Source organism: Variovorax sp. H27-G14 (genome assembly GCF_046156345.1).
Lineage (GTDB): Bacteria > Pseudomonadota > Gammaproteobacteria > Burkholderiales > Burkholderiaceae_C > Variovorax.
This window is the reverse complement of sequence record NZ_JAYLVN010000004.1, coordinates 549,409-570,275: the sequence shown is the minus strand read 5'-3', so window position 1 is coordinate 570,275 and position 20,867 is coordinate 549,409. Positions and strand designations below refer to the sequence as shown.

Annotated in this window: 28 protein-coding genes; 5 read left to right on the top strand and 23 right to left on the bottom strand. The window is 66.4% G+C overall.

All coding sequences use genetic code 11. The annotated features are described in order from the left end of the window. Nucleotides 1-129 precede the first annotated feature (129 nt). The 3 genes from VLK31_RS15265 to zwf all read left to right on the top strand — a co-directional run bounded on the left by VLK31_RS15265 (nt 130) and on the right by zwf (nt 2,904). The gene (locus tag VLK31_RS15265; protein WP_409169240.1) at nt 130-984 is read left to right on the top strand and encodes a DMT family transporter; all 855 of its coding nucleotides are present in this window, start codon (nt 130-132) and stop codon (nt 982-984) included. A 73-nt stretch (nt 985-1,057) separates the two neighbouring features. Further along, nucleotides 1,058-1,381 (top strand): hypothetical protein, encoded by a 324-nt coding sequence (locus VLK31_RS15260; RefSeq protein ID WP_409169239.1) that lies wholly within the window; start codon nt 1,058-1,060, stop codon nt 1,379-1,381. A 59-nt stretch (nt 1,382-1,440) separates the two neighbouring features. Next, the gene (gene zwf, locus VLK31_RS15255) at nt 1,441-2,904 is read left to right on the top strand and encodes a glucose-6-phosphate dehydrogenase (protein WP_409169238.1); all 1,464 of its coding nucleotides are present in this window, start codon (nt 1,441-1,443) and stop codon (nt 2,902-2,904) included. Nucleotides 2,905-2,932: 28 nt separating this feature from the next. Here zwf and VLK31_RS15250 read toward each other — a convergent pair whose 3' ends face one another. The 10 genes from VLK31_RS15250 to VLK31_RS15205 form a co-directional block, all read right to left on the bottom strand. Further along, entirely contained in the window at nt 2,933-3,976 is a 1,044-nt protein-coding gene (locus VLK31_RS15250) for an NADP-dependent oxidoreductase (protein ID WP_409169237.1), read from the bottom strand. Nucleotides 3,977-4,132: 156 nt separating this feature from the next. Continuing rightward, nucleotides 4,133-5,521, bottom strand: coding sequence for an ATP-binding protein (locus VLK31_RS15245; protein WP_409169256.1), 1,389 nt, complete (start codon nt 5,519-5,521; stop codon nt 4,133-4,135). Nucleotides 5,522-5,550: 29 nt separating this feature from the next. Next, complete coding sequence (locus VLK31_RS15240; protein WP_409169236.1) at nt 5,551-6,243, bottom strand: response regulator transcription factor; 693 nt, start codon at nt 6,241-6,243, stop codon at nt 5,551-5,553. A gap of 139 nt (nt 6,244-6,382) precedes the next feature. Beyond that, on the bottom strand, nt 6,383-6,916 hold the full coding sequence (locus VLK31_RS15235; protein WP_409169235.1) for a DUF4260 domain-containing protein: 534 nt from the start codon (nt 6,914-6,916) through the stop codon (nt 6,383-6,385). Beyond that, entirely contained in the window at nt 6,909-7,376 is a 468-nt protein-coding gene (locus VLK31_RS15230; RefSeq protein WP_409169234.1) for a Spy/CpxP family protein refolding chaperone, read from the bottom strand. Before VLK31_RS15230 ends, VLK31_RS15235 begins: the two co-directional genes overlap by 8 nt. A 141-nt stretch (nt 7,377-7,517) precedes the next feature. Next, on the bottom strand, nt 7,518-7,904 hold the full coding sequence (locus tag VLK31_RS15225) for a DUF4148 domain-containing protein (RefSeq protein ID WP_409169233.1): 387 nt from the start codon (nt 7,902-7,904) through the stop codon (nt 7,518-7,520). Between the two features lie 205 nt (nt 7,905-8,109). After that, nucleotides 8,110-9,909: a phosphoenolpyruvate--protein phosphotransferase gene (gene ptsP, locus VLK31_RS15220; protein WP_409169232.1), complete on the bottom strand. Its 1,800-nt coding sequence runs from the start codon at nt 9,907-9,909 to the stop codon at nt 8,110-8,112. A gap of 109 nt (nt 9,910-10,018) precedes the next feature. Beyond that, nucleotides 10,019-10,288, bottom strand: a complete 270-nt coding sequence (locus VLK31_RS15215; RefSeq protein ID WP_409169231.1) for an HPr family phosphocarrier protein — start codon at nt 10,286-10,288, stop codon at nt 10,019-10,021. Beyond that, entirely contained in the window at nt 10,257-10,712 is a 456-nt protein-coding gene (locus VLK31_RS15210; protein WP_409169230.1) for a PTS sugar transporter subunit IIA, read from the bottom strand. The genes VLK31_RS15215 and VLK31_RS15210 overlap by 32 nt, the downstream gene beginning before the upstream one ends. Nucleotides 10,713-10,831: 119 nt before the next feature. Then, nucleotides 10,832-11,398: a hypothetical protein gene (locus tag VLK31_RS15205; RefSeq protein WP_409169229.1), complete on the bottom strand. Its 567-nt coding sequence runs from the start codon at nt 11,396-11,398 to the stop codon at nt 10,832-10,834. A 108-nt stretch (nt 11,399-11,506) separates the two neighbouring features. Here VLK31_RS15205 and VLK31_RS15200 point away from each other — a divergent pair, with 108 nt between their 5' ends. Then, nucleotides 11,507-12,004 (top strand): TlpA disulfide reductase family protein, encoded by a 498-nt coding sequence (locus tag VLK31_RS15200; protein WP_409169228.1) that lies wholly within the window; start codon nt 11,507-11,509, stop codon nt 12,002-12,004. A gap of 230 nt (nt 12,005-12,234) precedes the next feature. Continuing rightward, nucleotides 12,235-12,822, top strand: a complete 588-nt coding sequence (locus VLK31_RS15195) for a GNAT family N-acetyltransferase (RefSeq protein ID WP_409169227.1) — start codon at nt 12,235-12,237, stop codon at nt 12,820-12,822. Between the two features lie 5 nt (nt 12,823-12,827). Here the strand turns inward: VLK31_RS15195 and VLK31_RS15190 are convergent, their stop codons facing one another. The 13 genes from VLK31_RS15190 to VLK31_RS15130 all read right to left on the bottom strand — a co-directional run bounded on the left by VLK31_RS15190 (nt 12,828) and on the right by VLK31_RS15130 (nt 20,799). Next, nucleotides 12,828-13,334: a peroxiredoxin gene (locus VLK31_RS15190; protein WP_409169226.1), complete on the bottom strand. Its 507-nt coding sequence runs from the start codon at nt 13,332-13,334 to the stop codon at nt 12,828-12,830. Nucleotides 13,335-13,415: 81 nt separating this feature from the next. Further along, a complete protein-coding gene (gene rpsQ, locus VLK31_RS15185; RefSeq protein ID WP_409169225.1) occupies nt 13,416-13,685 on the bottom strand; it encodes a 30S ribosomal protein S17 in 270 nt (89 codons plus the stop codon). A gap of 9 nt (nt 13,686-13,694) precedes the next feature. After that, nucleotides 13,695-13,946, bottom strand: a complete 252-nt coding sequence (rpmC, locus tag VLK31_RS15180) for a 50S ribosomal protein L29 (RefSeq protein ID WP_409169224.1) — start codon at nt 13,944-13,946, stop codon at nt 13,695-13,697. Nucleotides 13,947-13,959: 13 nt separating this feature from the next. Continuing rightward, nucleotides 13,960-14,376: a 50S ribosomal protein L16 gene (gene rplP / locus VLK31_RS15175; RefSeq protein ID WP_093136308.1), complete on the bottom strand. Its 417-nt coding sequence runs from the start codon at nt 14,374-14,376 to the stop codon at nt 13,960-13,962. 52 nt (nt 14,377-14,428) lie between these two features. Continuing rightward, nucleotides 14,429-15,340: a 30S ribosomal protein S3 gene (rpsC, locus tag VLK31_RS15170; protein WP_409169223.1), complete on the bottom strand. Its 912-nt coding sequence runs from the start codon at nt 15,338-15,340 to the stop codon at nt 14,429-14,431. Between the two features lie 17 nt (nt 15,341-15,357). Further along, nucleotides 15,358-15,690, bottom strand: a complete 333-nt coding sequence (rplV, locus tag VLK31_RS15165) for a 50S ribosomal protein L22 (RefSeq protein WP_409169222.1) — start codon at nt 15,688-15,690, stop codon at nt 15,358-15,360. A 9-nt stretch (nt 15,691-15,699) separates the two neighbouring features. Next, nucleotides 15,700-15,978 (bottom strand): 30S ribosomal protein S19, encoded by a 279-nt coding sequence (gene rpsS, locus VLK31_RS15160; RefSeq protein ID WP_062478874.1) that lies wholly within the window; start codon nt 15,976-15,978, stop codon nt 15,700-15,702. Between the two features lie 10 nt (nt 15,979-15,988). Continuing rightward, nucleotides 15,989-16,813 (bottom strand): 50S ribosomal protein L2, encoded by an 825-nt coding sequence (gene rplB, locus VLK31_RS15155; RefSeq protein WP_093136306.1) that lies wholly within the window; start codon nt 16,811-16,813, stop codon nt 15,989-15,991. A gap of 2 nt (nt 16,814-16,815) precedes the next feature. Continuing rightward, the gene (rplW, locus tag VLK31_RS15150; protein WP_409169221.1) at nt 16,816-17,151 is read right to left on the bottom strand and encodes a 50S ribosomal protein L23; all 336 of its coding nucleotides are present in this window, start codon (nt 17,149-17,151) and stop codon (nt 16,816-16,818) included. Next, complete coding sequence (rplD, locus tag VLK31_RS15145; protein ID WP_093218836.1) at nt 17,148-17,768, bottom strand: 50S ribosomal protein L4; 621 nt, start codon at nt 17,766-17,768, stop codon at nt 17,148-17,150. The genes rplW and rplD overlap by 4 nt, the downstream gene beginning before the upstream one ends. Then, nucleotides 17,768-18,448 carry a 50S ribosomal protein L3 gene (gene rplC, locus VLK31_RS15140; protein ID WP_409169220.1) on the bottom strand — a complete coding sequence of 227 codons (681 nt, stop codon included), beginning with the start codon at nt 18,446-18,448 and terminating at the stop codon, nt 17,768-17,770. Before rplC ends, rplD begins: the two co-directional genes overlap by 1 nt. A 225-nt stretch (nt 18,449-18,673) precedes the next feature. After that, on the bottom strand, nt 18,674-19,288 hold the full coding sequence (locus VLK31_RS15135) for a hypothetical protein (RefSeq protein ID WP_409169219.1): 615 nt from the start codon (nt 19,286-19,288) through the stop codon (nt 18,674-18,676). A 17-nt stretch (nt 19,289-19,305) separates the two neighbouring features. Beyond that, entirely contained in the window at nt 19,306-20,799 is a 1,494-nt protein-coding gene (locus VLK31_RS15130) for a hypothetical protein (RefSeq protein ID WP_409169218.1), read from the bottom strand. Between the last annotated feature and the right edge of the window lie 68 nt (nt 20,800-20,867).

The window sequence follows — 20,867 nt, the reverse complement described above, 5'->3', positions numbered from 1 at the left end:
GGGCGCTTGATCGACGGCCTGCCCCCATCCCAACCTTCCCCCAGAGGGGGAAGGAGCAAACCCCACACCGTCGTTGCGCGACGACGCACCGTCATTGCGCGACGACCGGATCGCGTAGCCTCGCGGCCCATGTCCTCGACCGTCTACGCCCTGCTCGCCATCGCACTCTGGACCACCCTTGCCTCGCTCGGCACGGCCCTGTCGCACCTGCCGCCCTTCCTGCTCACCGGCCTGGCGCTCATCATCGGCAGCGTGCCGAGCTGGCCGCTGGTGCTGCGCGACCGTCGCGCCTGGAAGGTGCCACCGGGCACGCTGGCGCTGGGCATCTACGGCCTGTTCGGCTATCACTTTCTGCTGTTCATCGCGCTGCGCTACGCGCCGCCGGTGGAGGCCAACCTGGTCAACTACCTGTGGCCGCTGCTCATGGTGGTGCTGGCGCCGGTGGTGCTGCCGGGCGTGCGGCTGCGCCCGCTGCACATCGTGGCCGGGCTGCTGGGGTTCGCGGGCGCGGCCGCGGCGATCCTGGGCGCCAGCGGTGGCACCGCCCAGAGCGGCGCAGGCACGGGTTACTGGGGCTTCGTGCCGGCGCTGGCCTCGGCCTTCGTCTGGGCCAGCTACTCGCTCGGAACCAAACGCGTCGCGGCCTTCCCGACCTCGGCCATCGGCCTGTTCGGGCTGGTGTCGGGCGCGCTGTCGCTGGCCTGCCATGTGCTGCTCGAACCTTCGGTGGCGCTGTCGGGCCGCGACTGGCTGCTTCTGGTGCTGTGCGGCCTGGGCCCGCTGGGCACGGCCTTCTTCGTGTGGGACATGGCGCTCAAGCGCGGGGACGCGCGCCAGATCGGCATCCTGAGCTACCTCACGCCGCTGGGCTCGACCGCGCTGTTGCTGCTGGTCACCGGCCGGCCGCTGACCTGGACCATCGTGCTCGCGGCCGGGCTCATCATCTCGGCGGCGCTCCTGGGCACGCGCGCGCGGCGCGACTGAATCAGGCTGTGTCCGACGGGTTAGCCCGCGTTTTCTGGCTAGAGTCGAGGCTCAGGAAAAAAGGAGCTCACCCATGGACAACAAGAACAAGAACGAGGATTTCGAAATTACCCCCAAGCTGGTGTTCGACCTGAACCTGGCGCTGTACCTGGACCTGGTGGCCGCGCTGGACAGCGCGGGCGCCGTCACCTACCGCCAGATGGCGGCCCGGGTGCTGAACGTGAGCATGGACGCGCGCGCCGACGGCGAAGTCGGCCTGTCCACCGTGCTCGAAGGCGTGGCCAAGGGCTTTGCCGGCCAGAGCGACGGCCTGTCGATCGAACTGCTGAAGACCGCGCACAGCCTGCGCGACGACGAGGCGCTGGGCGACGTGCCCATGCGCCCCGCGACCGACTGATTTCCCAGGCTGGCACCGAAATCGCTAGGCCTTGGGCACAACAGCTCCAAGGTGACAACATGGCGAAGATCCCTCCCGGTGTCGGCCCGCGTTTTCCGCAGGTGGTGGTGCTGGTCGGCGCCACCGGCGACCTGGCCAGGCGCAAGCTGCTGCCGGGGCTGTTCCACCTGTGCAGCGCCGGCTTCATTCCGGGCTGCCGCATCATCGGCGTGTCGCTCGACGAGCTCGATGTAGAAGGCTTTCGCGCCGCGGCCCGCTCGGCGCTCGACGAGTTCGGCAGCCGCAAGACCAGCCCCGCCGACTGGGACGCCTTTGCCGCCACCCTCGACTACGTGCCGCTGTCGGCCGGTGCCGCCGCGTTGCGCGCCGCGGTCGACCGGGCCGAGGCCTCGCTGGGCACCGAATGCCAGCGCCTGCATTACCTGAGCGTGCCGCCCAGCGCGGCGCTGACCGTGGTGCGCACGCTGGGCGAGGCCGGGCTGGTGGAGCGCTCGCGCATCGTCATGGAAAAGCCCTTCGGCACCGACCTGGCCAGCGCCGTCGCGCTCAACAGCAAGCTGCACGAGGTGTTTCAGGAGGCGCAGATCTTTCGCATCGACCACTTCCTGGGCAAGGAGCCGGCGCAGAACATTCTGGCGTTTCGCTTTGCCAACGGGCTGTTCGAGCCCATCTGGAACCGCAACTTCATCGACCACGTGCAGATCGACGTGCCCGAGACGCTGGGCCTGGGCAAGCGCGCCGGCTTCTACGAGCAGACCGGCGCCTACCGCGACATGGTGGTCACGCACCTGTTCCAGATTCTGGCCTTCATGGCCATGGAGCCGCCCACCGCGCTGGAGCCCGCGCCCATCAGCGAAGAAAAGAACAAGGTGTTTCGCAGCATGGAGCCGATCAGCCCCACCGACGTGGTGCGCGGCCAGTACAGCGGCTACCGGGGCGAGCAAGGCGTCGACCCCGACTCGGACACTGAAACCTTCATTGCGCTGAAGTGCCACATCGACAACTGGCGCTGGGCCGGCGTGCCCTTCTACCTGCGCACCGGCAAGCGCATGGCCGAGGGCCAGCGCATCATTTCCATCGCCTTCCGCGAGCCACCCAAGAGCATGTTTCCGCCAGGCTCTGGCGTGGGCGCGCAGGGGCCCGACCACCTGACCTTCGACCTGGCGGACGCGTCGAAGATGTCGCTGTCGTTCTACGGCAAGCGACCCGGCCCCGGCATGCGGCTGGACAAGCTGAGCCTGCAGTTCGCGATGCGCGACACCGGCCTGGCCGGCGAGGTGCTGGAGGCCTACGAGCGCCTCATCCTCGATGCGATGCGCGGGGACCGCACGCTGTTCACCACGGCCGAAGGCATCGAGCGGTTGTGGGAGGTGTCGACCCAGCTGCTCGAATCGCCGCCGCCGGTGCGGCTCTACGAGCAGGGGTCATGGGGTCCCAAGCCGGTGCATCAGCTGATTGCGCCGCACGCGTGGCGGTTGCCATTCGAGCGGGCCTGGCGCGACCCCAACAAGGTGGGGAGTTGAAGCCCCCATCGGAACGGCCTCTGCCTGTTCAGGCCTCGGCCACCTCCAGCACCAGCTTGCCGAAGTTCTCCCCGGCAAACAGCTTGTTGAGCGACTCGGGAAAAGTCTCCAGACCCTTCACGATGTCTTCCTTGCTCTTCATGCGCCCGTCCTTCAAATAGCCGGCCATCTCGGCGATGGCGATGGGGTAGCGGTCGGCGTAGTCGAACACCACGATGCCTTCCATGCGCGCGCGGTTCACCAGCAGGCTCAGGTAGTTCTTCGGGCCCGCGGCGGGCATGCTGTTGGCGTTGTTGTACTGGCTGATGGCACCGCAGATGATGATGCGGGCCTTGCGCGCGAGCTTGGCCAGCACGTGGTCGAGAATTTCGCCGCCGACGTTGTCGAAGTACACGTCCACGCCCTTGGGGCAGTGCTCTTTCAGGCCCGCGCGCACCGCGCCCTCGCCGGCCTTGTAGTCGATGCAGGCGTCGAAGCCCAGCTCCTTCACCACCCACTCGCACTTGGCGGCGCCGCCGGCAATGCCGACCACGCGGCAGCCCTTGATCTTGGCGAGCTGGCCCACGGTCTGGCCCACGGCGCCGGCCGCGCCGGACACCACCACGGTTTCGCCGGCCTTGGGCTGGCCCACGTCCATCAGGCCGAAGTAGCCGGTCATGCCGGGCATGCCCAGCACGTTGAGCCACTGGGTGATGCTGCCCACGTTCAGGTCGATCTTCACGAGGCCGTTGCGCTTCAGCTCTTCCTGCGCAATGACGATGTATTCCTGCACGCCCAGCGTGCCGTACACCGTGTCGCCCACCGCGAACAGCGGGTTCTTCGAGGCCACGACGCGGCCGACGCCGCCGGCGCGCATCACCTCGTCGATGCCCACGGGCGGGATGTAGCTCCTGGCATCGTTGAGCCAGCCGCGCATGGCGGGGTCGAGCGACAGCGACAAGGTCTTGACCAGCACGCCGCCTTCGGCCGGCTCGCCGACGGGCTCGGTGGTGAATTTCCAGTTCTCGCGCGTGGCCGCGCCTTCGGGGCGCTTGGCGAGGCGGACCTGGTGGTTGGTGAGGGGGCTGCTCATGGTGTCTCCTTGATTGACCGACGCTGACTGGGAGAGGCATCGTAGCCGTGGCCCCCGGCCCGGCTGGTAGCGCAGGCGACAGCGCACACCCTCTGCAGCTACCTCTGCAGCGCCCTCTGCAGCGCCACCTCTGCAGCCCCTGCCTCACCCGACCTTTCAGGCCATCCGCACGACGATCTGCAGCCCCGGCTGCGCGTTGCGCACCGTCAGTTCGCCGCCGTGCGCCTCGGCGATCAGCCGGCACAGGTACATGCCCAGGCCCACGCCGCCGGTGGTGCGCGCGCGGGCGCCGTCGGTGCGATAGAAGGGCTCGGTGAGCCGATCGAGCTGCTCCTCGTCCACGCCGGGGCCGTGGTCGCGCACCTCGATCTCCACGCCCTGCTTGCGCCCGTCGAGCACGGCGCGCAGCGACACGCAGGGCGGGCGCGGCGCGTCGGCGCTGTAGCGCAGCGCGTTGTCGAGCAGGTTGCGCACCAGCAGCCGCACGCGCATGCGGTCCACGGCATGCGGCGGCAGACCCTCGGCCAGGTCGAGGTGCACATGCCGCGCATCGGGCATCTCGGCCACGGTCTCGCGGATCAGCACGGCCAGGTCGACCGGCTCGCGCAGCAGCGCCACGTGCGGGCTGGCGAGGCGCTCGCTTTCGAGCAGGTCGCTGATGAGGTCGCGCATCTCGTTCAGGTCGCGCAGCAGTGCCTCGCGCTCGGTTTGGCCGTCGGGCGTGGCCGGCAGCAGCTCGGCATTGAGCCGGGCCCGCGTGAGCGGCGAGCGCAGTTCGTGGCTCAGCGCCAGCAGCAGGCCGCGCTTGGCGTCGAGCATGGCTTGAATGTCGTCGGCCATGGTGTTGATGCGCTGCGCAAGGTCGCCCAGGTCGTCGTTGCGGCGCACGGGAATGGGCTGCGTGAACTCGCCGCGGCCGAAGCGCTGCGCGCCTTCGCGAATGTCGATCAGCGGGCGCAGCAGCCGGCTCACATAGCCATAGGCCAGCAGCACGCACGACAGCAGCACGCCCAGCGTGGCCCAGCCGATGACCCGCGGCGCCAGTTGCCAGAGCTTGGGCGCCCAGCCGAAGACCACGCGGTGCCCGTCGGCGGTGGAGCGAATGAACCACTTGTCGTTGCCCAGCAGCTCGTCGCGGTCGTGCATCCAGCCGCCGGGGCTGTTGGCGCCGCCGGGGTTGGAGTCCCAGTTGACGGTGGGGCCGACGATGCGGATGGTGATGGGCAGCCGGGCCACCAGCGCCTGCGCGCGCGCCACGTCGGGCGGCGTGCCGATTTCGGCGACCAGGCGGTCTGTGTAGTCGGTCAGCATCGGCTTGGCGGCCTCGGCCCAGCCGGTGGAGAACGACTTCTTCATGCCGCCCATGAACACCGCCGCCATCACCAGCGCGAGCACCACGAACATCAGCACCAGCCGCACGCGCAGCGAGCGACGCCAGCGTCGCTTGCCCTGCACTTTTTCGTTCCAGCGCGCGTGCCACTGGGTGCGCCATTCCTCGCGCGACACCTCGTCGTGGCACGCCATGCGACGCCGCATCTCGCGCATGGCGCTGCGGTGGTCCGCCCGGTTGAAGCTCATGCGGGCTCGCTGCGCGCCACGGCCAGCGCATAGCCGGCGTTGCGCAGTGTCTTGATGCAGTCCAGCGGCTCCAGCTTCTTGCGCAGGCGGCTCACCACGATGTCGACCGCGCGCGTGTAGAGCTCGGCCTCATGGCCGCGCAGGCGGTTGAGGATGTCGTCGCGGCTGAACACCTTGCCGGGCTCGGCCGCCAGCAGCGCGAGCAGTTCGAACTCGGTGCCGGTGAGCTCCACGCGCTCGCCGTGGCGCAGCACCTGGCGCCGGTCGAGGTCGATGGACAGGCCGTCGAACACGCGCTGCTGCGTGCCGGTGGCCGCCGGCGGCGCGCTGCGCTGGCGGCGCAGGATGGTCTGCACGCGCGCCACCAGTTCGCGCGGCTCGAAGGGCTTGGGCACGTAGTCGTCGGCGCCCAGTTCGAGCCCGACCACGCGGTCCATCACTTCGCCGCGGGCGGTGAGCATCACGATGGGAATGTCGCTTTCCTTGCGGATCTCGCGGCACAGCTCGAAGCCGTCCATCTCGGGCAGCATGACGTCGAGGATGGCGGCGTCGTACTGGCCGGCCCGCAGCTTGGCGAGGCCTTCGCTCGGGCGCACGGCGCTTTCGAGGATGCAGCCGAAGCGTGCGAAGTAGGTGGTCAGCGGCGCGGCGAGGTGTTCGTCGTCGTCGATCAACAGGATGCGCGGCATGGCGGGATTGTGCCTCCTGGCAAGGAAATGGCGGATGACTTCGCTGACCATCAGACCGGGTGGCATCGCACCGTCCAGGTCAGGGCCGCCGCGGGAAGCGAGGGTGGCCGTGCGTGGCTGGGCACGACAGGCATGACACTCACCATGGATCGGCCCGCCCGATGCGACCAATGCGCCCAAGGTGCGTGAAGGCAAATCCCGCCGCGTACTTCAGGCCGTAGCCCAGCGCGCGGTCCAGCCCGATGTGGGTCAGCCATATCAACCCGCCGGCCAGCGCCCACGGCATGGGCGCGAGCACGCCGAGCGCCAGCAGCAGCGCGGGCCCTGCGTACGAATGCGCCGCGTTGTAGAGCGCCGCGCCCACGCGCGGGCCCGCAAGGTAGCCCAGCAGCGAGAGGTCGGGCGCCAGCAGCCAGAGCGCGAACATGCCCCAGCCCGCGCCAAACTGGGCATAGGCCACCAGCGCCACGCCGAACACCACCGCGCCTTCGGCCCGCAGCAGCGTGCGCACGCTGCCCGTGGCGCCGAGTGCCTGTTCGCGCGCCGCCGCGGAGGCGGCTTCGCTGGCCCACAGGTGTTGCTCGCTGGCAAGGGGTGGGCGCCGCGCCACGAAGGGCATGAAGCGCGAGGATGAGCCGAGGGACCGGCCGAGGGATGGGCCGAGGTCAGCCACGGTGGCTCCAGCGGCGCCCGCCACGGTCCATGAAGTCGCGCACCTTCTGCTGCTGGGCGGCGTTCAGGTTGTCGTAGAAGTCGGCGGCGGCGGCAATGACCTCGGGGCTGCCGCTGCGCACGGCGGTGGTCTTCTCGTCGATCAGCCGCGTGGCACCGGCCTGGTCGAGCTTGTTGCCCGCGAACAGCGCCTTGAACTGCGAGCGCGGGTCGCCTGCGCCACCAGCACCGCGCATGGCTTCGCGCTGCGCTTGCAGCTTCTCGGCCAGCACGGTGAGCTTTTGCTTCTGGTTGGCGTCGAGCTCGAGCTTGCTGCCCACGCGCTCGACCATCTTCGCGCGGAACTCGGCGCCGTCGCCGCCGCCCCAGCCGTGGCGTTGACCGGCGCAGCCGGCGATGCTGCCGGCCACCATCGCGGCGCCAGCGAAACCGAAGAGAGTGCGTTTGATCCAGTGCTTCATATCAAGTCCTTGGGTGTTGTCTTGTGAGGAGGAAGCTCGATGGTGCGATGCGCACCGGGCCAAGTCCTCTCGCCGGGGTATCGGCGTGTTTCGCTTTATTGCGAGGGGGTGCGAGGGGGTGGCTGCGGGCCGAGGGGCCGTTTACAGCCGGCTGCTCTTGGCGTTGACTGCCGCGGCGCGCGCGTCGACGGGGTTCTGCAGGGTCGAGATGACCTTGCTGTTCACACGCGAGCCGGAGGACACGTTCTGGTCGGGCGCGGCCGCGGTGCGCATGGCTTCTGCGACGACGCGGTCGCGCTCCATCGAGACGGCCACGGTCTCGGGGCCGCGCGAGCCGCGCACCACGTTCTGGTTGGGTGCCGAGGCGGTGCGCATGGCTTCGGCGTTGACGTCGGCGCGGCTCTGGGCCGACACGGCCGGCTGCACGCCCTCGTAGCTCTCGGCCTTGGCGCCCGCGGCGGCGAGCATGGCAAACGAGCTGATGGCGATGATCTGGGTGAAGGAGACGGAGGTGGAGATGAACTTCATGATGCAGGCCTTTCTTTCTGGGTTGGAAGAGAAGACCTGATCGTGCTTGCGGGTGGCCCGCAAGTCCTTTCGCCACCGTTGCGGCATGTATCGTTATATTTCGGCTCGCCCCCAGGCTGCGCGCACTTCGTGTCGCTCCTCCACCCCCCTACGGGGCAACACCAGAGGCCCGGCAAAGCCGGCTCCTCGGTGTTTCGCGAATGGCTCAGAGCGCCATGGTGGCGGCGGGGTCGTCCGATTCGAGCACGCTCCTGGCCCATGCCTCGAGCTTGCTGGTGTCCGCGCGCAGCACTTCCTGCTTGACCGCGAGGATGCGCGAAGGGTGCATCGAAAAGCTGCGCAGGCCCATGCCCAGCAGCAGGCGCGTGAAGGCCACGTCGCCGGCCATTTCGCCGCACACCGACACACCCTTGCCCTGGCGGCGGCACTCGGTGATGGTGTCGGCCACCAGGCGCAGCACCGCCGGGTGCGCGGGGTCGTACAGGTGCGCCACCGACTCGTCTGCACGGTCGATGGCCAGCGTGTACTGAATCAGGTCGTTGGTGCCGATCGACAGAAAGTCGAAGTGCTTCAGGAAGATGCGCAGCGTGAGCGCGGCCGCCGGAATTTCGATCATGGCGCCGAGCTTCACCGCGCCATGCACCGCGCCGCGGCGGTCGAGCTCGGTGCGCGCAAAGTCGATCAGCGACAGCGTCTGGCGGATCTCGCTGGCGTGCGCGAGCATCGGAATGAGCAAGTGAATTTCGCCGTGCGCCGCCGCCCGAAGAATGGCGCGCAACTGCGTGAGGAACATGGCCGGATCGGCCAGGCTCCAGCGAATGGCGCGCAGGCCGAGCGCGGGATTCAGGTGCTCCTGCTTGTTGGTCGACTTGCTGTCCAGCGGCTTGTCGGCGCCCACGTCGATGGTGCGGATGGTGACGGGCATGCCCTGCATGCCCTCCACCGCGCGCTTGTAGGCCTGGTATTGCTCTTCTTCGTCGGGCAAGCGGGTCTGGCGCGTGGACGACTCGCGGCCCATGAAGAGAAATTCGCTGCGGAACAGGCCCACGCCCACGGCACCGGCCTTCACGGCGCCCAGGGTGTCCTCGGGCATCTCGATGTTGGCGAGCAGCTCAACGCGCTGGCCGTCAAGCGTGACGGCCGGCTTGTGCCGCAGCCGCGCGAGCCGACCGCGCTCGAGGTCGCCCTGGCGCTGCTTGAAGCCGTACTCGGCCAGGATGATCGGCGAGGGGTCGACGATCACCACGCCGGCGTCGCCGTCGATGATGACCCAGTCGTCCTGGCGCACCAGCTGGCTCGCGGTGCGCGCGCCCACCACGGCCGGAATGTCCATGCTGCGCGCCACGATGGCGGTGTGCGAGGTGCGCCCGCCCACGTCGGTCACGAAGCCGGCGAACACGCTCTTCTTGAACTGCAGCATGTCGGCCGGCGACAGGTCGTGCGCAATGAGCACCAGCGGCACGTCGATGCCGTCGCCCGCGGTGGGGTCGTCGTTGTCGTCGTCGGTGGTGGCGCGCTTGCGCCGCGGCGGGCTTGGCGCGAGCACGGCGGCCGTGCCCTTCATGCGGTGCAGCAGGCGCTCGACCACCTGCTCGAGGTCGGCCTTGCGCTCGCGCAGGTACGCGTCTTCCATTTCGTCGAACTGGCGCGCGATGATTTCCAGCTGCGTGGTCAGCGCCCATTCGGCGTTGTAGAGCCGCTCGCTGATCCAGTGCTTCACGCCGCCGCTCAGGGCTTCGTCCTGCAGCAGCATCTGGTGCACCTCTAGCAAGGCTGAAAGCTCGTGCGGCGCGTCGTTCGGGCCCATCTGCGCCACGCTGGCCTGCAGCTTCACGAGCTCTTCGGCCACCGCATTGCGCGCGGTGCGCACGCGGTCGATCTCGGTCTCGATCTCTTCAGGCTTGATGAAGTAGTGGGCCACGTCGATGCGACTGGACACCACCATCACCGCACGCCCGATGGCAATGCCACGGGCAACGGGAAGGCCGTGGACTGCGAAGGTCATGACCTAGCCTGTGAGATGCCGTCGAACCGGCTTTGCCGGGCGAGCGGCATCGCCCCCTGCAAGGGGGTTGGCGTTTACACGAAGTGAAAAAGCTTGGGGGTGGACCATTTCATTCGCCTTCGCCGAACTTGTCGTCCATCAAGTGGACGATGGCGTTCATCGCTTCTTCTTCCTGCGCGCCGTTGGTTTCGAGCTCGACGGTGGAGCCCAGCCCCGCGGCCAGCATCATCACGCCCATGATGCTCTTGGCATTGATGCGGCGGTCGCCGCGCGAGAGCCACACCTCGCAGGGAAAGCTGCCGGCAAGCTTGGTCAGCTTGGCCGATGCGCGTGCATGCAGGCCCAGCTTATTGCTGATGGTCACGGATTTCTTGATCACTGTGCTTTCTCTTCGCCTGGTTCTGGGGAGCGGCCACCGCCACCTGCATGACGCCGGCGGTGCCGCCCGCGAGGGCGCGCTGCACCAGCGTCTCGAGCGGCTCGTGCCGGTAGGTGACCGCGCGCAGCAGCATCGGGAGGTTGACCCCCGCCACCAGCCGCGAACGGGCGCCGTCCACGAGTTTCTGTGCCACGTTGCAAGGCGTGGCGCCGAACACGTCGGCCAGCACGAGCACCTGCGAGCGCGGTGTGCGCAACTGCTGCTCGAGCGTGATGCGCGCGGCGGCCAGGGTCTCCTCGGGCGACACGTTGGGCAACACGTCGAGCGCGACCACGGCCTGCTCGCAATCGGGAAACACATGCAGCGCGCACTGCCGCAGCGCGTGTGCGAACGGTGAGTGGGCGATGATGAGGATGCTGTTCATGCGGGACGGAGGACGACGCGCCGATTATGCGGGGGCGCCCAGGGTAGATAGATATGTGACACAACGCGGCAGCCCCGAAAGACGGACAGTGCGGCGTGAAACGGGCCAGCTTGCCACTGTCATGGCAGGCGCAGCCCCTCGAAAAAAGTCTGAGAGGCTTCGCTCGACGAAGGCGTGCCCAGAACGGTAGCCTGGTAGAGCGCCACGGTGCCGTCCTTTTGCGACTGGGCGAACCAGAGAACCTGCACCTGCCCGGCGCCGGGCTTGCGGGCGTCGAGCCGCAACGGGGCGGGCGTGGCGGTGGCGCGCTGCAGGGTGGCGGGCGCTTCGGTGAGCTGGGCGCCGGCGGGCTCTTCGGCGCCAGCCGCGCCACCCGAGCCGCTCAGTTGGCCGCGCGTGGCGGCGCGCCAGGCGCCGAGCCAGGCCTGCGCCTGCGCTGGTCCATTGGCGGAGGCATGCGCAATGGCGAAGGTGGCACCGCCGGCCTCGCATCCCGTCATGTCGACCTGAACCGATTCAGCGCCCAGCGGCAAGGCCCTGTTGGCGCGGTCGGCCTTGCAGGGCAGCAGCGCGGTCAGGCCCGACTCGGCAATGGGCACTTCGCGCCAGTTGAAGGTGGGGCTGCAGGCGGCGAGCAGGGCCGCAGCGGTCAGCGCGAGCAAGGGGCGAGGGACGGTCGGCGGCATGGGGGAGCGATTATCGGCCGGGGGAGGCGCCCGGGGCCACGATAGACGCCGGCAGCACGATCGGGCAGGCGGAACTAAACTAGCGCCGCCCCTCTCCTTCCGAATGCCATGAAGAAATACATTGCTGCTGCCTCCGTCTTCCTCGCGCTGGCTGCCGGCGCGGGCGTGTACTTCGGCTCCGGCGCCACCGCCGCGCCGGCCTCCACCTTCGTGCTGCTCGACGGCACGCAAAAGAGCACCGCCGACCTGAAGGGCAAGGTCACCCTGGTCAACTTCTGGGCCACCAGCTGCGTGACCTGTGTGGGCGAGATGCCCAAGGTCATCGCCACCTACGACAAGTACAAGGCACAGGGCTACGACACCCTGGCCGTGGCCATGAGCTACGACCCGCCAAGCTATGTCGTGAACTTCGCGCAAACGCGCAAGCTGCCTTTCAAGGTGGCCATCGACAACACGGGCAGCGTGGCGCAGGCCTGGGGCGACGTGAAGCTCACGCCCACCACCTACCTGGTCAACAAGCGCGGCGAGATCGTGAAGCGCTATGTGGGCGAGCCTGATTTCGCAGAACTGCACAAGCTGATCGAGAAGCTGCTGGCCGAAGCCTGAACTTCGGCTGTTCCAAACAAAAGGCGCTCCAGACAGAGCGCTTTTTTTTGCGAGGTGGCCACCCATGGTGCCTAGCAACAACCCGAAGCAGGCAAGGGCCCGGACTTTGCTAATCTGCGCCTTCCGCTGATCGGGCGCTCGCCGTGGATGGCGTTGCCCGTTTGCTCTGGGCCGTCCAGGTTTTTCGCGCTGCGCGCGGGCCTGGCCTGCCGGGTTACTTCCTTGCGCATATGAGCTTTTCCGTGTCCCGTCCCTTGCCGCTGTCGGCGATGCCGGCTGTCGTTCTGCTCACGCCCGAAACGGCGCACGAGCTCGACGCCGCGCGCGCGATCTTCCGTGACTACGCCAACTCGCTGCGCGTCGACCTGTCGTTCCAGGATTTCGATGGCGAACTGGCCGCCCTGCCCGGCGACTACGCCGAGCCGCGCGGCACGCTGCTGCTGGCGCTGGTCGATCCCGTCAACGTGAAGGAAGAAGCGGGCCGCCAGGCACCGACGCTGACGCGCGCCGATGGCACGCTGGGGCATGTGGCGGGATGCTGCGCACTGCGTCCGCTGGACAACGTGGACTACCCCAATGCGGCGGAAATGAAGCGCCTGTACGTGCGCCCCGGCTTTCGCGGGCTGGGCCTGGGCCGTCAACTGGCCGAGGCCCTGCTGGACGCCGCACGCAGCGCGGGCTACGGCTGCGTGCTGCTCGACACCCTGGACGACATGGAGTCGGCAAGGGCCCTCTACGAAGACCTGGGCTTCGCGGAGGTGCCGCCCTACTATCACAACCCCGTTGCCGGGGCCCACTACCTGAAGGTGGATCTCTAGGCTGCTCAGCCGCGGGCTTGCGCCAGCAGCGTGTCAGCGTCGCTGACTTCGAACTTGCCCGGGCCTTCGACGTTGAGCGAAGCGACCTTGCCGTCCTTCACGAGCATCGAATAACGGTTGCTTCGCACGCCCATGCCGCGGCTGGTGAGGTCGAGCGTGAGGCCGGTGGCCTTGGCGAAGTCGGCGCTGCCGTCGGCCAGCATGCGCACCTTGGTGCCGGTCTTCTGGTCGCGTGCCCAGGCGCCCATCACGAACGCGTCGTTCACGCTCACGCACCAGATCTCGTCCACGCCGGCGGCCTTGAAGTCGTCGAAGTGCTGCACATAGCCGGGCACGTGTTTGGCCGAGCAGGTCGGCGTGAAGGCGCCGGGCAGCGCGAACAGCGCAATGGTCTTGCCGGCCGAAGCCTGGGCAACGTCCACGGCGTTAGGGCCGATGCTGCAGCCTTCGCCCTCGACTTCCGAATACTCCTGCAGGGTGGCCGAGGGAAGGGTGTCGCCGACTTTGATCATCTATGTGCTCCGGAAAAAGAAAAACGGCCCACATTGTGGGCCGTTTTTGCGTGCGCTGTATCGCGCCGGGTATCTTGGCTGTCAGACCAGAGCGGCCTTCTCGACCAGACGGGTCACAACCCAGTTCTTGGTCTTCGAGATCGGACGGCTTTCCGTGATCTCGATGGTGTCGCCCAGCTTGTACACGCCATTTTCGTCATGGGCGTGGTACTTGCTTGTCTTGGCCACGATCTTGCCGTAGAGCTCGTGCTTCACACGGCGCTCGACCAGCACGGTCACGGTCTTGGCACGCTTGTCGCTGACCACCTTGCCAATCAAGGTGCGCTTGAGGGATTTTTTAGGTTCCGTCATGTTCAGTCCTTACTTGGCGGCGGGGGTTTCTTGACTCTTCTGAGCAAGAATGGTCTTGGCGCGAGCGATGTCGCGACGCGTCACGCGCAGCGTCGAGGTGTTCGACAGCTGTTGCGTGGCCTTCTGCATGCGCAGACCGAAGTGAGCCTTCTGCAGGCTCTTGATTTCGGTTTCGAGGCCGGCAACATCCTTCGTGCGAAGGGTTGCGGCCTTGGTGACCTTGGCCGGAGCCACGGTTTCTTTTTTCTTACGGGTTGCCATCAGTGTTCTCCTCTCAGGCGCCGAGCTGGCGAGCGACGAACGTCGTGCGCAGCGGAAGCTTGGCGGCGGCCAGGCGGAACGCTTCGCGAGCGAGTTCTTCGGGCACGCCGACGATCTCGAACACGATCTTGCCGGGCTGAATTTCAGCGACGTAGTACTCGGGGTTGCCCTTACCGTTACCCATCCGCACTTCAGCGGGCTTGGTAGAGATTGGCTTGTCCGGGAACACGCGGATCCAGATCCGGCCACCGCGCTTCACGTGACGCGAAATCGCGCGACGAGCGGCTTCGATCTGGCGTGCCGTGAGGCGGCCGCGATCGGTGCATTTGAGACCGAAATCACCGAACGCAACAGAGTTACCCGTGGTTGCGACGCCGGTGTTGCGGCCCTTTTGTTCCTTGCGGAACTTTCTGCGTGCAGGTTGCAGCATGTTTTATTACTCCGTGAGGGCCCCAGGCGCTTTCGCGCCCGGGAGCGACCGATTACTCGGTCTTGGCACCGTCCGCTGCTGCAGCGGGCGCGGCTTTGCGGACGCGCTTAACGGCGGGTTTCGAGTCTGCACCGGCACCGCCGGTTGCTTCTGCGGGCTTGTCGCTGCCATCGGCGGGAGCGGTGTTGCCACCGATCGGGCCACGGGCGCCGGCACGGGGGCCGGGACCACGACGGTCGCCACCCGGACGGTCGCCAGGGCGACCATCACGGCGGGGACCACGCGGACGACGTTCTTCTTCAGGACGCGGCGTTTCGACGGCCGGCAGGTCGTTACGACCCAGCGTGTCGCCCTTGTAGACCCAGACCTTGACGCCGATGACGCCGTAAGTGGTCTTGGCTTCCGAGGTGCCGTAGTCGATGTCGGCGCGCAGGGTGTGAAGCGGCACGCGACCTTCGCGGTACCACTCGCAACGAGCGATTTCAATGCCGTTCAGGCGGCCCGACGACATGATCTTGATGCCCAGGGCACCCAGACGCATGGCGTTTTGCATGGCGCGCTTCATGGCACGGCGGAACATGATCCGCTTTTCGAGCTGCTGCGTGATGCTGTCGGCGATCAGCTGTGCATCGATTTCAGGCTTGCGCACTTCTTCGATGTTGACAGCCACCGGCACGCCGAGCTGTTTGCCCAGTTCGCGCTTGAGGTTCTCGATGTCTTCGCCCTTCTTGCCGATCACGACGCCCGGACGTGCCGAGTAGATCGTGATGCGTGCGTTCTTGGCGGGACGTTCGATCATGACGCGCGAAACCGAAGCGTTCTTCAGCTTCTTCTTCAGGTATTCGCGAACCTTGATGTCTTCGGCCAGCATGCCCGCGAAATCGCGGTCGCTTGCGTACCAGCGGCTGGACCAGTTACGGGTAACCGCAAGGCGGAACCCGGTTGGGTGGATTTTCTGTCCCATATTTCTTCCAGGCCTTCTTAGTTGCCGACCGTCACGTACACATGGCACGTGGGCTTGCTGATGCGATTGCCGCGACCCTTGGCACGAGCGGTGAAACGCTTGAGCGTTGCACCTTGCTCGACGTAGATGGTCGTGACCTTCAGCTCGTCGATGTCGGCACCGTCGTTGTGCTCGGCGTTGGCAATTGCCGACTCGAGCACCTTCTTGATGATCACAGCGGCCTTTTTCTGCGTGAATTGCAGAACGTTGAGCGCTTGATCGACCTTCTTGCCGCGGATGAGGTCCGCGACCAGACGGCCCTTGTCGACCGACAGGCGGACACCGCGGAGGACTGCACGTGTTTCAGACATGGTCGTTCCTTACTTCTTCTGGACTTTTTTGTCCGCGGGGTGCCCCTTGAACGTGCGCGTGAGCGCAAATTCGCCGAGCTTGTGGCCGACCATTTGGTCGGTGATGTACACGGGCACGTGTTGCTTGCCGTTGTGCACAGCGATGGTCAGACCGATGAATTCGGGCAGAACCATCGAGCGGCGCGACCAGGTCTTGATCGGCTTCTTGTCCTTGTTCGTCACAGCCTTGTCGGCCTTGGCCACCAGATGGTGGTCGACGAAAGGACCCTTTTTGAGAGAGCGAGTCATTGGCTATCCCTTACTTCTTGCGACGCGACACGATGAAGACCTGCGTGCGCTTGTTGTTACGGGTGCGATAGCCCTTGGTCAGATTGCCCCATGGGTCGACAGGATGGCGGCCTTCGCCAGTCTTGCCTTCGCCGCCACCGTGCGGGTGGTCGACCGGGTTCATCACGACGCCGCGAACGGTCGGGCGAATGCCCTTCCAGCGCTTGGCGCCTGCCTTGCCGAGTTGGCGCAGGCTGTGTTCTTCGTTGGCCACTTCGCCGATGGTTGCGCGGCATTCGATGTGGATGCGACGCACCTCACCCGAACGCATGCGGACCTGTGCGTAGACGCCTTCGCGTGCCAGCAGCGTCGCCGACGTGCCAGCCGAACGTGCAATCTGCGCGCCCTTGCCGGGTTGCAGTTCGATGCAGTGGATCGTCGAGCCAACCGGGATGTTGCGGATCGGCAGGGTGTTGCCGGCGCGAATCGGGGCTTCCGCGCCCGACATCAGGGTTGCACCGGCTTCCAGACCGCGCGGGGCGATGATGTAGCGGCGCTCGCCGTCGGCGTAGCAGACCAGAGCGATGTGGGCGGTGCGGTTCGGGTCGTACTCGATGCGTTCGACCTTGGCCGGGATGCCGTCCTTGTTGCGCACGAAGTCGACAACGCGGTAGTGGTGCTTGGAACCACCGCCACGGTGACGGATCGTGATGTGACCGTTGTTGTTACGGCCGGCCTTCTGGAACTGGGGTTCCAGCAGGGCTGCGTGAGGAGCACCCTTGTACAGGTGATCACGCGAAATCTTCACCGCGCCGCGTTGGCCCGGCGAAGTGGGTTTCATCTTGATGACGGCCATGATTAAGCGCCTTCCCCGACGAGGTTGAGCTCTTGACCTGCCTTCAGCGTCACATAGGCCTTGCGAACGTTGTCGCGGCGGCCGATGGACTTGCCAAAGCGCTTGGTCTTGCCCTTGGTGTTGAGCACCGACACGCCCTGGACTTCGACCTTGAACATCAGTTCAACAGCGGCCTTGATCTCGGGCTTGGTGGCGTCTTGCAGCACCTTGAAAGTGACAGCGTTCGACTTTTCGCCGACCATCGTTGCCTTTTCGGACACGATCGGGGCGACCAGCACCGCCATCAGGCGGCCTTCTTCGAACTTGCGTTCAGCGGCGGTAGGGTTCACGCGGCTCATGCGAACATCTCCTTGAGCTTGTCGACGGCACCCTTGGTGACCAGCACCTTCTTGTAGTGAACCAGCGACACCGGATCGGCGTAACGGGGTTCGACCACGAGGATGTTGACCAGATTGCGCGAGGCAAGGTACAGGTTTTCGTCGACTTCTTCGGCGATCACGAGCACGGACTCGAGATTCATCGCCTTGAAACGGGCTGCCAGCGGCTTCGTCTTGGGCGAATCCACGGTCAGCGAATCCACCACGGCCAGACGGCCTTCGCGAGCGAGCTGCGAGAAGATGGCGGCCATGCCGGCGCGGTACATCTTCTTGTTGATCTTCTGCGAGAAGTTTTCGTCAGGCATGTTCGGGAAAATCCGGCCACCGCCGCGCCACAGAGGCGAGGACGTCATACCGGCACGGGCGCGGCCCGTTCCCTTTTGCTTGAAAGGCTTCTTGGTCGAGTGCTTGACCTGCTCGCGGTCCTTCTGGGCGCGCGTGCCTTGGCGGGCATTGGCCTGGAATGCAACGACGATCTGGTGAACCAGGTCTTCGTTGTAGTCACGGCCGAACACGGTTTCGGGGGCGTCGTACTTCGACGCGGCCTGGCCTTGTTCGTTCAGGAGTTCGAGTTCCATTACTTCGCTCCTTCAGCCGCTTGCGGCTTGGCCTTGATGGCGGGACGCACGGTGACAAAGCCACCCTTCGAACCCGGAATCGCGCCCTTGATGAGCAGCAGTTGACGTGCTTCGTCGATGCGGAACACGTCGAGGTTTTGCGTCGTGCGCGTGACGTCGCCGAGGTGGCCCGTCATGCGCTTGCCGGGGAACACGCGACCTGGGTCTTGTGCCATGCCGATCGAGCCGGGAACGTTGTGCGAACGGCTGTTACCGTGCGACGCGCGTTGCGACTTCATGTTGTGACGCTTGATCGTGCCTGCGAAGCCCTTGCCGATGGAAGTGCCTTGCACGTCCACCTTCTGGCCCACCGAGAAGACGCTGCTTGCCGCGATGACGCCGCCAGCCTTGTGCTGACCTGCGGTATCTGCGGTGACGCGGAATTCCTGGATGATTTCGCCTGCTTCGACACCTGCCTTGGCAAGGTGTCCGGCTTGGGGCTTGGTCACGCGCGATGCTTTGCGCGAACCGAACGTCACCTGCAGGGCGACGTAGCCATCGGTCTCTTGGGACTTGATCTGGGTCACACGGTTGTTGGACACATCCACCACCGTGACAGGAACTGCGTCCCCGTCATCGGTGAAGAGACGCATCATCCCCACCTTGCGGCCCAGCAACCCGAGGGAGTTGCTCAGACTCATATGTTTTCTCCAAAAATGGAAATCCTCTTCCGCCACTGCCACTTCAATTGGCAACAGCGTTTGCCAGATTTCTCCGGCTACGGAAGAAGGTTGATAAATCTCTGCCCAAACAACACCCTTGCGAACGCAACAAGGGCAGAGCCAGCGATTATAGCCCGCGATGCGTGCGCAGTGCAAGCGCTGCAATTTGGCCTGCGCGGCAGGCGCCAGAGCCCGTTGCCGGGGCTACTTTGAAGGCGCCTTCAGCTCCTTGGTGGGCTCTTTGACCGATTCTTTGACCGACTCTTTGAGCGGCTCCTTGGCAGGCATCGAGATGACCTTTTCACCCTCGGCCGACGACTTCATTTCGCCCGCGGGCTTCATCGCCGCAGAGCCGGCGCCGGTCTGAACGGGGATCGCCACGATGCTCATGGCGCCGTTCTGCCTGACGAAGACATTGAGGTAAGCCAGGCCGTCGCTGTTGCTCGTCACCGTGACGGTGGCGCTCGTGCGCTGGCCGGCCGGCAGCACGAGGCTGCTGCTGGTCGTCAAGGTCAGGCTGGCATCGGTCGTCATGCGCACCGTGGCGCCCGCGGGATCGGTCACGCCGTCGAACTCCAGCGCGACCGACACCGGCCGGCCGATCCGGCCTGCACCGTCGACACGGTATTGGATGGTGACGCCGGAATCGTTGGATTTGCGGACTGCGACGGTCATCGGGTCGGTGCGGGGAACGGAGGCGTGCTTGGTGGCACGGGCTGCCGGCACGCCGTCCGCGACGGCCGGCGCGCATACGCCGGCAAGCGCCAGCCATGCCGTGGCGGCCATCGTCGCGCTGGATCGGAGATTCAGGAGGTTCATGGCGGTCTTCCCCACTGCTATTGGATAGCGACGTCGAAACAGGTGTTCGGGCCGGAATTGTTGAGGTCGTTGATCACCAGCACATAAGGGCCGGGCGCCAGGCTCACCGAACCGGGGTTGCGGCTGACCACGCCACCTTGGTAGATCGCGAAACTGGGACTGGCGCCCGCGGGTGACGCCACCGCGAACTGGTAGGAACGGTTGGTCGGCGCCACGAAGTTCAAATACGCGAAGCTGCCGAGCTTGTTGCCCGCCCGCGAAGGGTCCGCGCTGTTGGTCACGCAGGCCTGGGTGGTGCCGCCGCCGACGGTCACCGCCTTGTACATGGGCAGCGCGCTCGGCACGCCGCCGTTGTTTCCCTCCAGCACGCCGTAGGCATCGTTGGAGGCTGCGCTGATGCCCTGCCCCGTGAGCAAGGCGGACAGCGCCGACGCGCTGCCCGGCGCGACCACATTGAACGCCGCCGTGAACGGATGAATGGACGTGACCGGCGCACCGCCCTTGAACAGCGTGCTCGTCATCGCGTCGTGAATCGGCTTGAAGCCGACCTGCTGGTTCAGGTTCCAGAAGATCGACTGGACCGAGATCTCGCGAAACCACCCCATGTTGGACGTGGGCCCCTTCGACAGGTCGAGGCTCGCGATCCTGTCCTGTTGGCCCGGGCCGCTCGAGTCGACATAGGTGCTGCGCCCGAGCGCGATGCCGGACCAGCCGTTGCCCCAGCCTTCGGAGAATGCGAGCCGCCGATCGACCAGGTCGTTGGTGGAATGCTCGCCGCCCTGCGAGTCGTCGCGGCTGAAGGAGGCCTGGTAGTAGTGGCCCCACTCGTGTGCGATCACGGGCGCGTCGAACTCGTCGGTGTCGACGTCCTCCTTGCCCAGCACATAGATTTCGGCACCTGTGCTGCGCGCAATGAAGAAGGTGGTTCCGATCTGGCCCTGCGCGATGCTGCCGCCGGTCCGGGTGTTGTTGACGCTCCAGAACACCTTGAGCGACGGAAACGACGTGGTCGGCGCCACCGACAGCACCTTCTGCATCGCGGTGTAGACCGTGTCCATCACGGCGAACGGGCCGGACACGCGCTGGCTGGTGTAGCTCGCGCCGCCCCAGCCGCTGGCCGCACGCAGGTCGCGCGTCAATGCCGCCGTGCCCGTCGAGAACGCGGACGACTGCATGGAATAGATGCCGCTGGACTGCGTGTTGTCCCGCACGGTCACGTCCCAAGTGGCCCCCGGACCGGGCCGCGTCAACTGGGACCGGACACGCACGACGACGGTCGTGTTGCCCGGCACGCTGACCGCATAGGCGCCGTTGTCGTCGGTGGAGGACACCACCAGTTGATTGCCGCTGGCATCGAGCACCTCGACATAGGCGCCTCGCACCGGCTTGACCGAGGTGTCGGCGTACACCAGGGCACCGCTGACATTGGGCACCGACTCGTAGGTGGCCGTGCCGCTCAGGGTGACATTGGCAGCGCCCGGCGTGGGCGCGGGGGCCGGGATCGGAAGCAACGGCAAACCGCCGCCACCGCCACCGCCACCGCCTCCTCCGCCACAAGCAGTCAAAAAAGCCGCTGCGG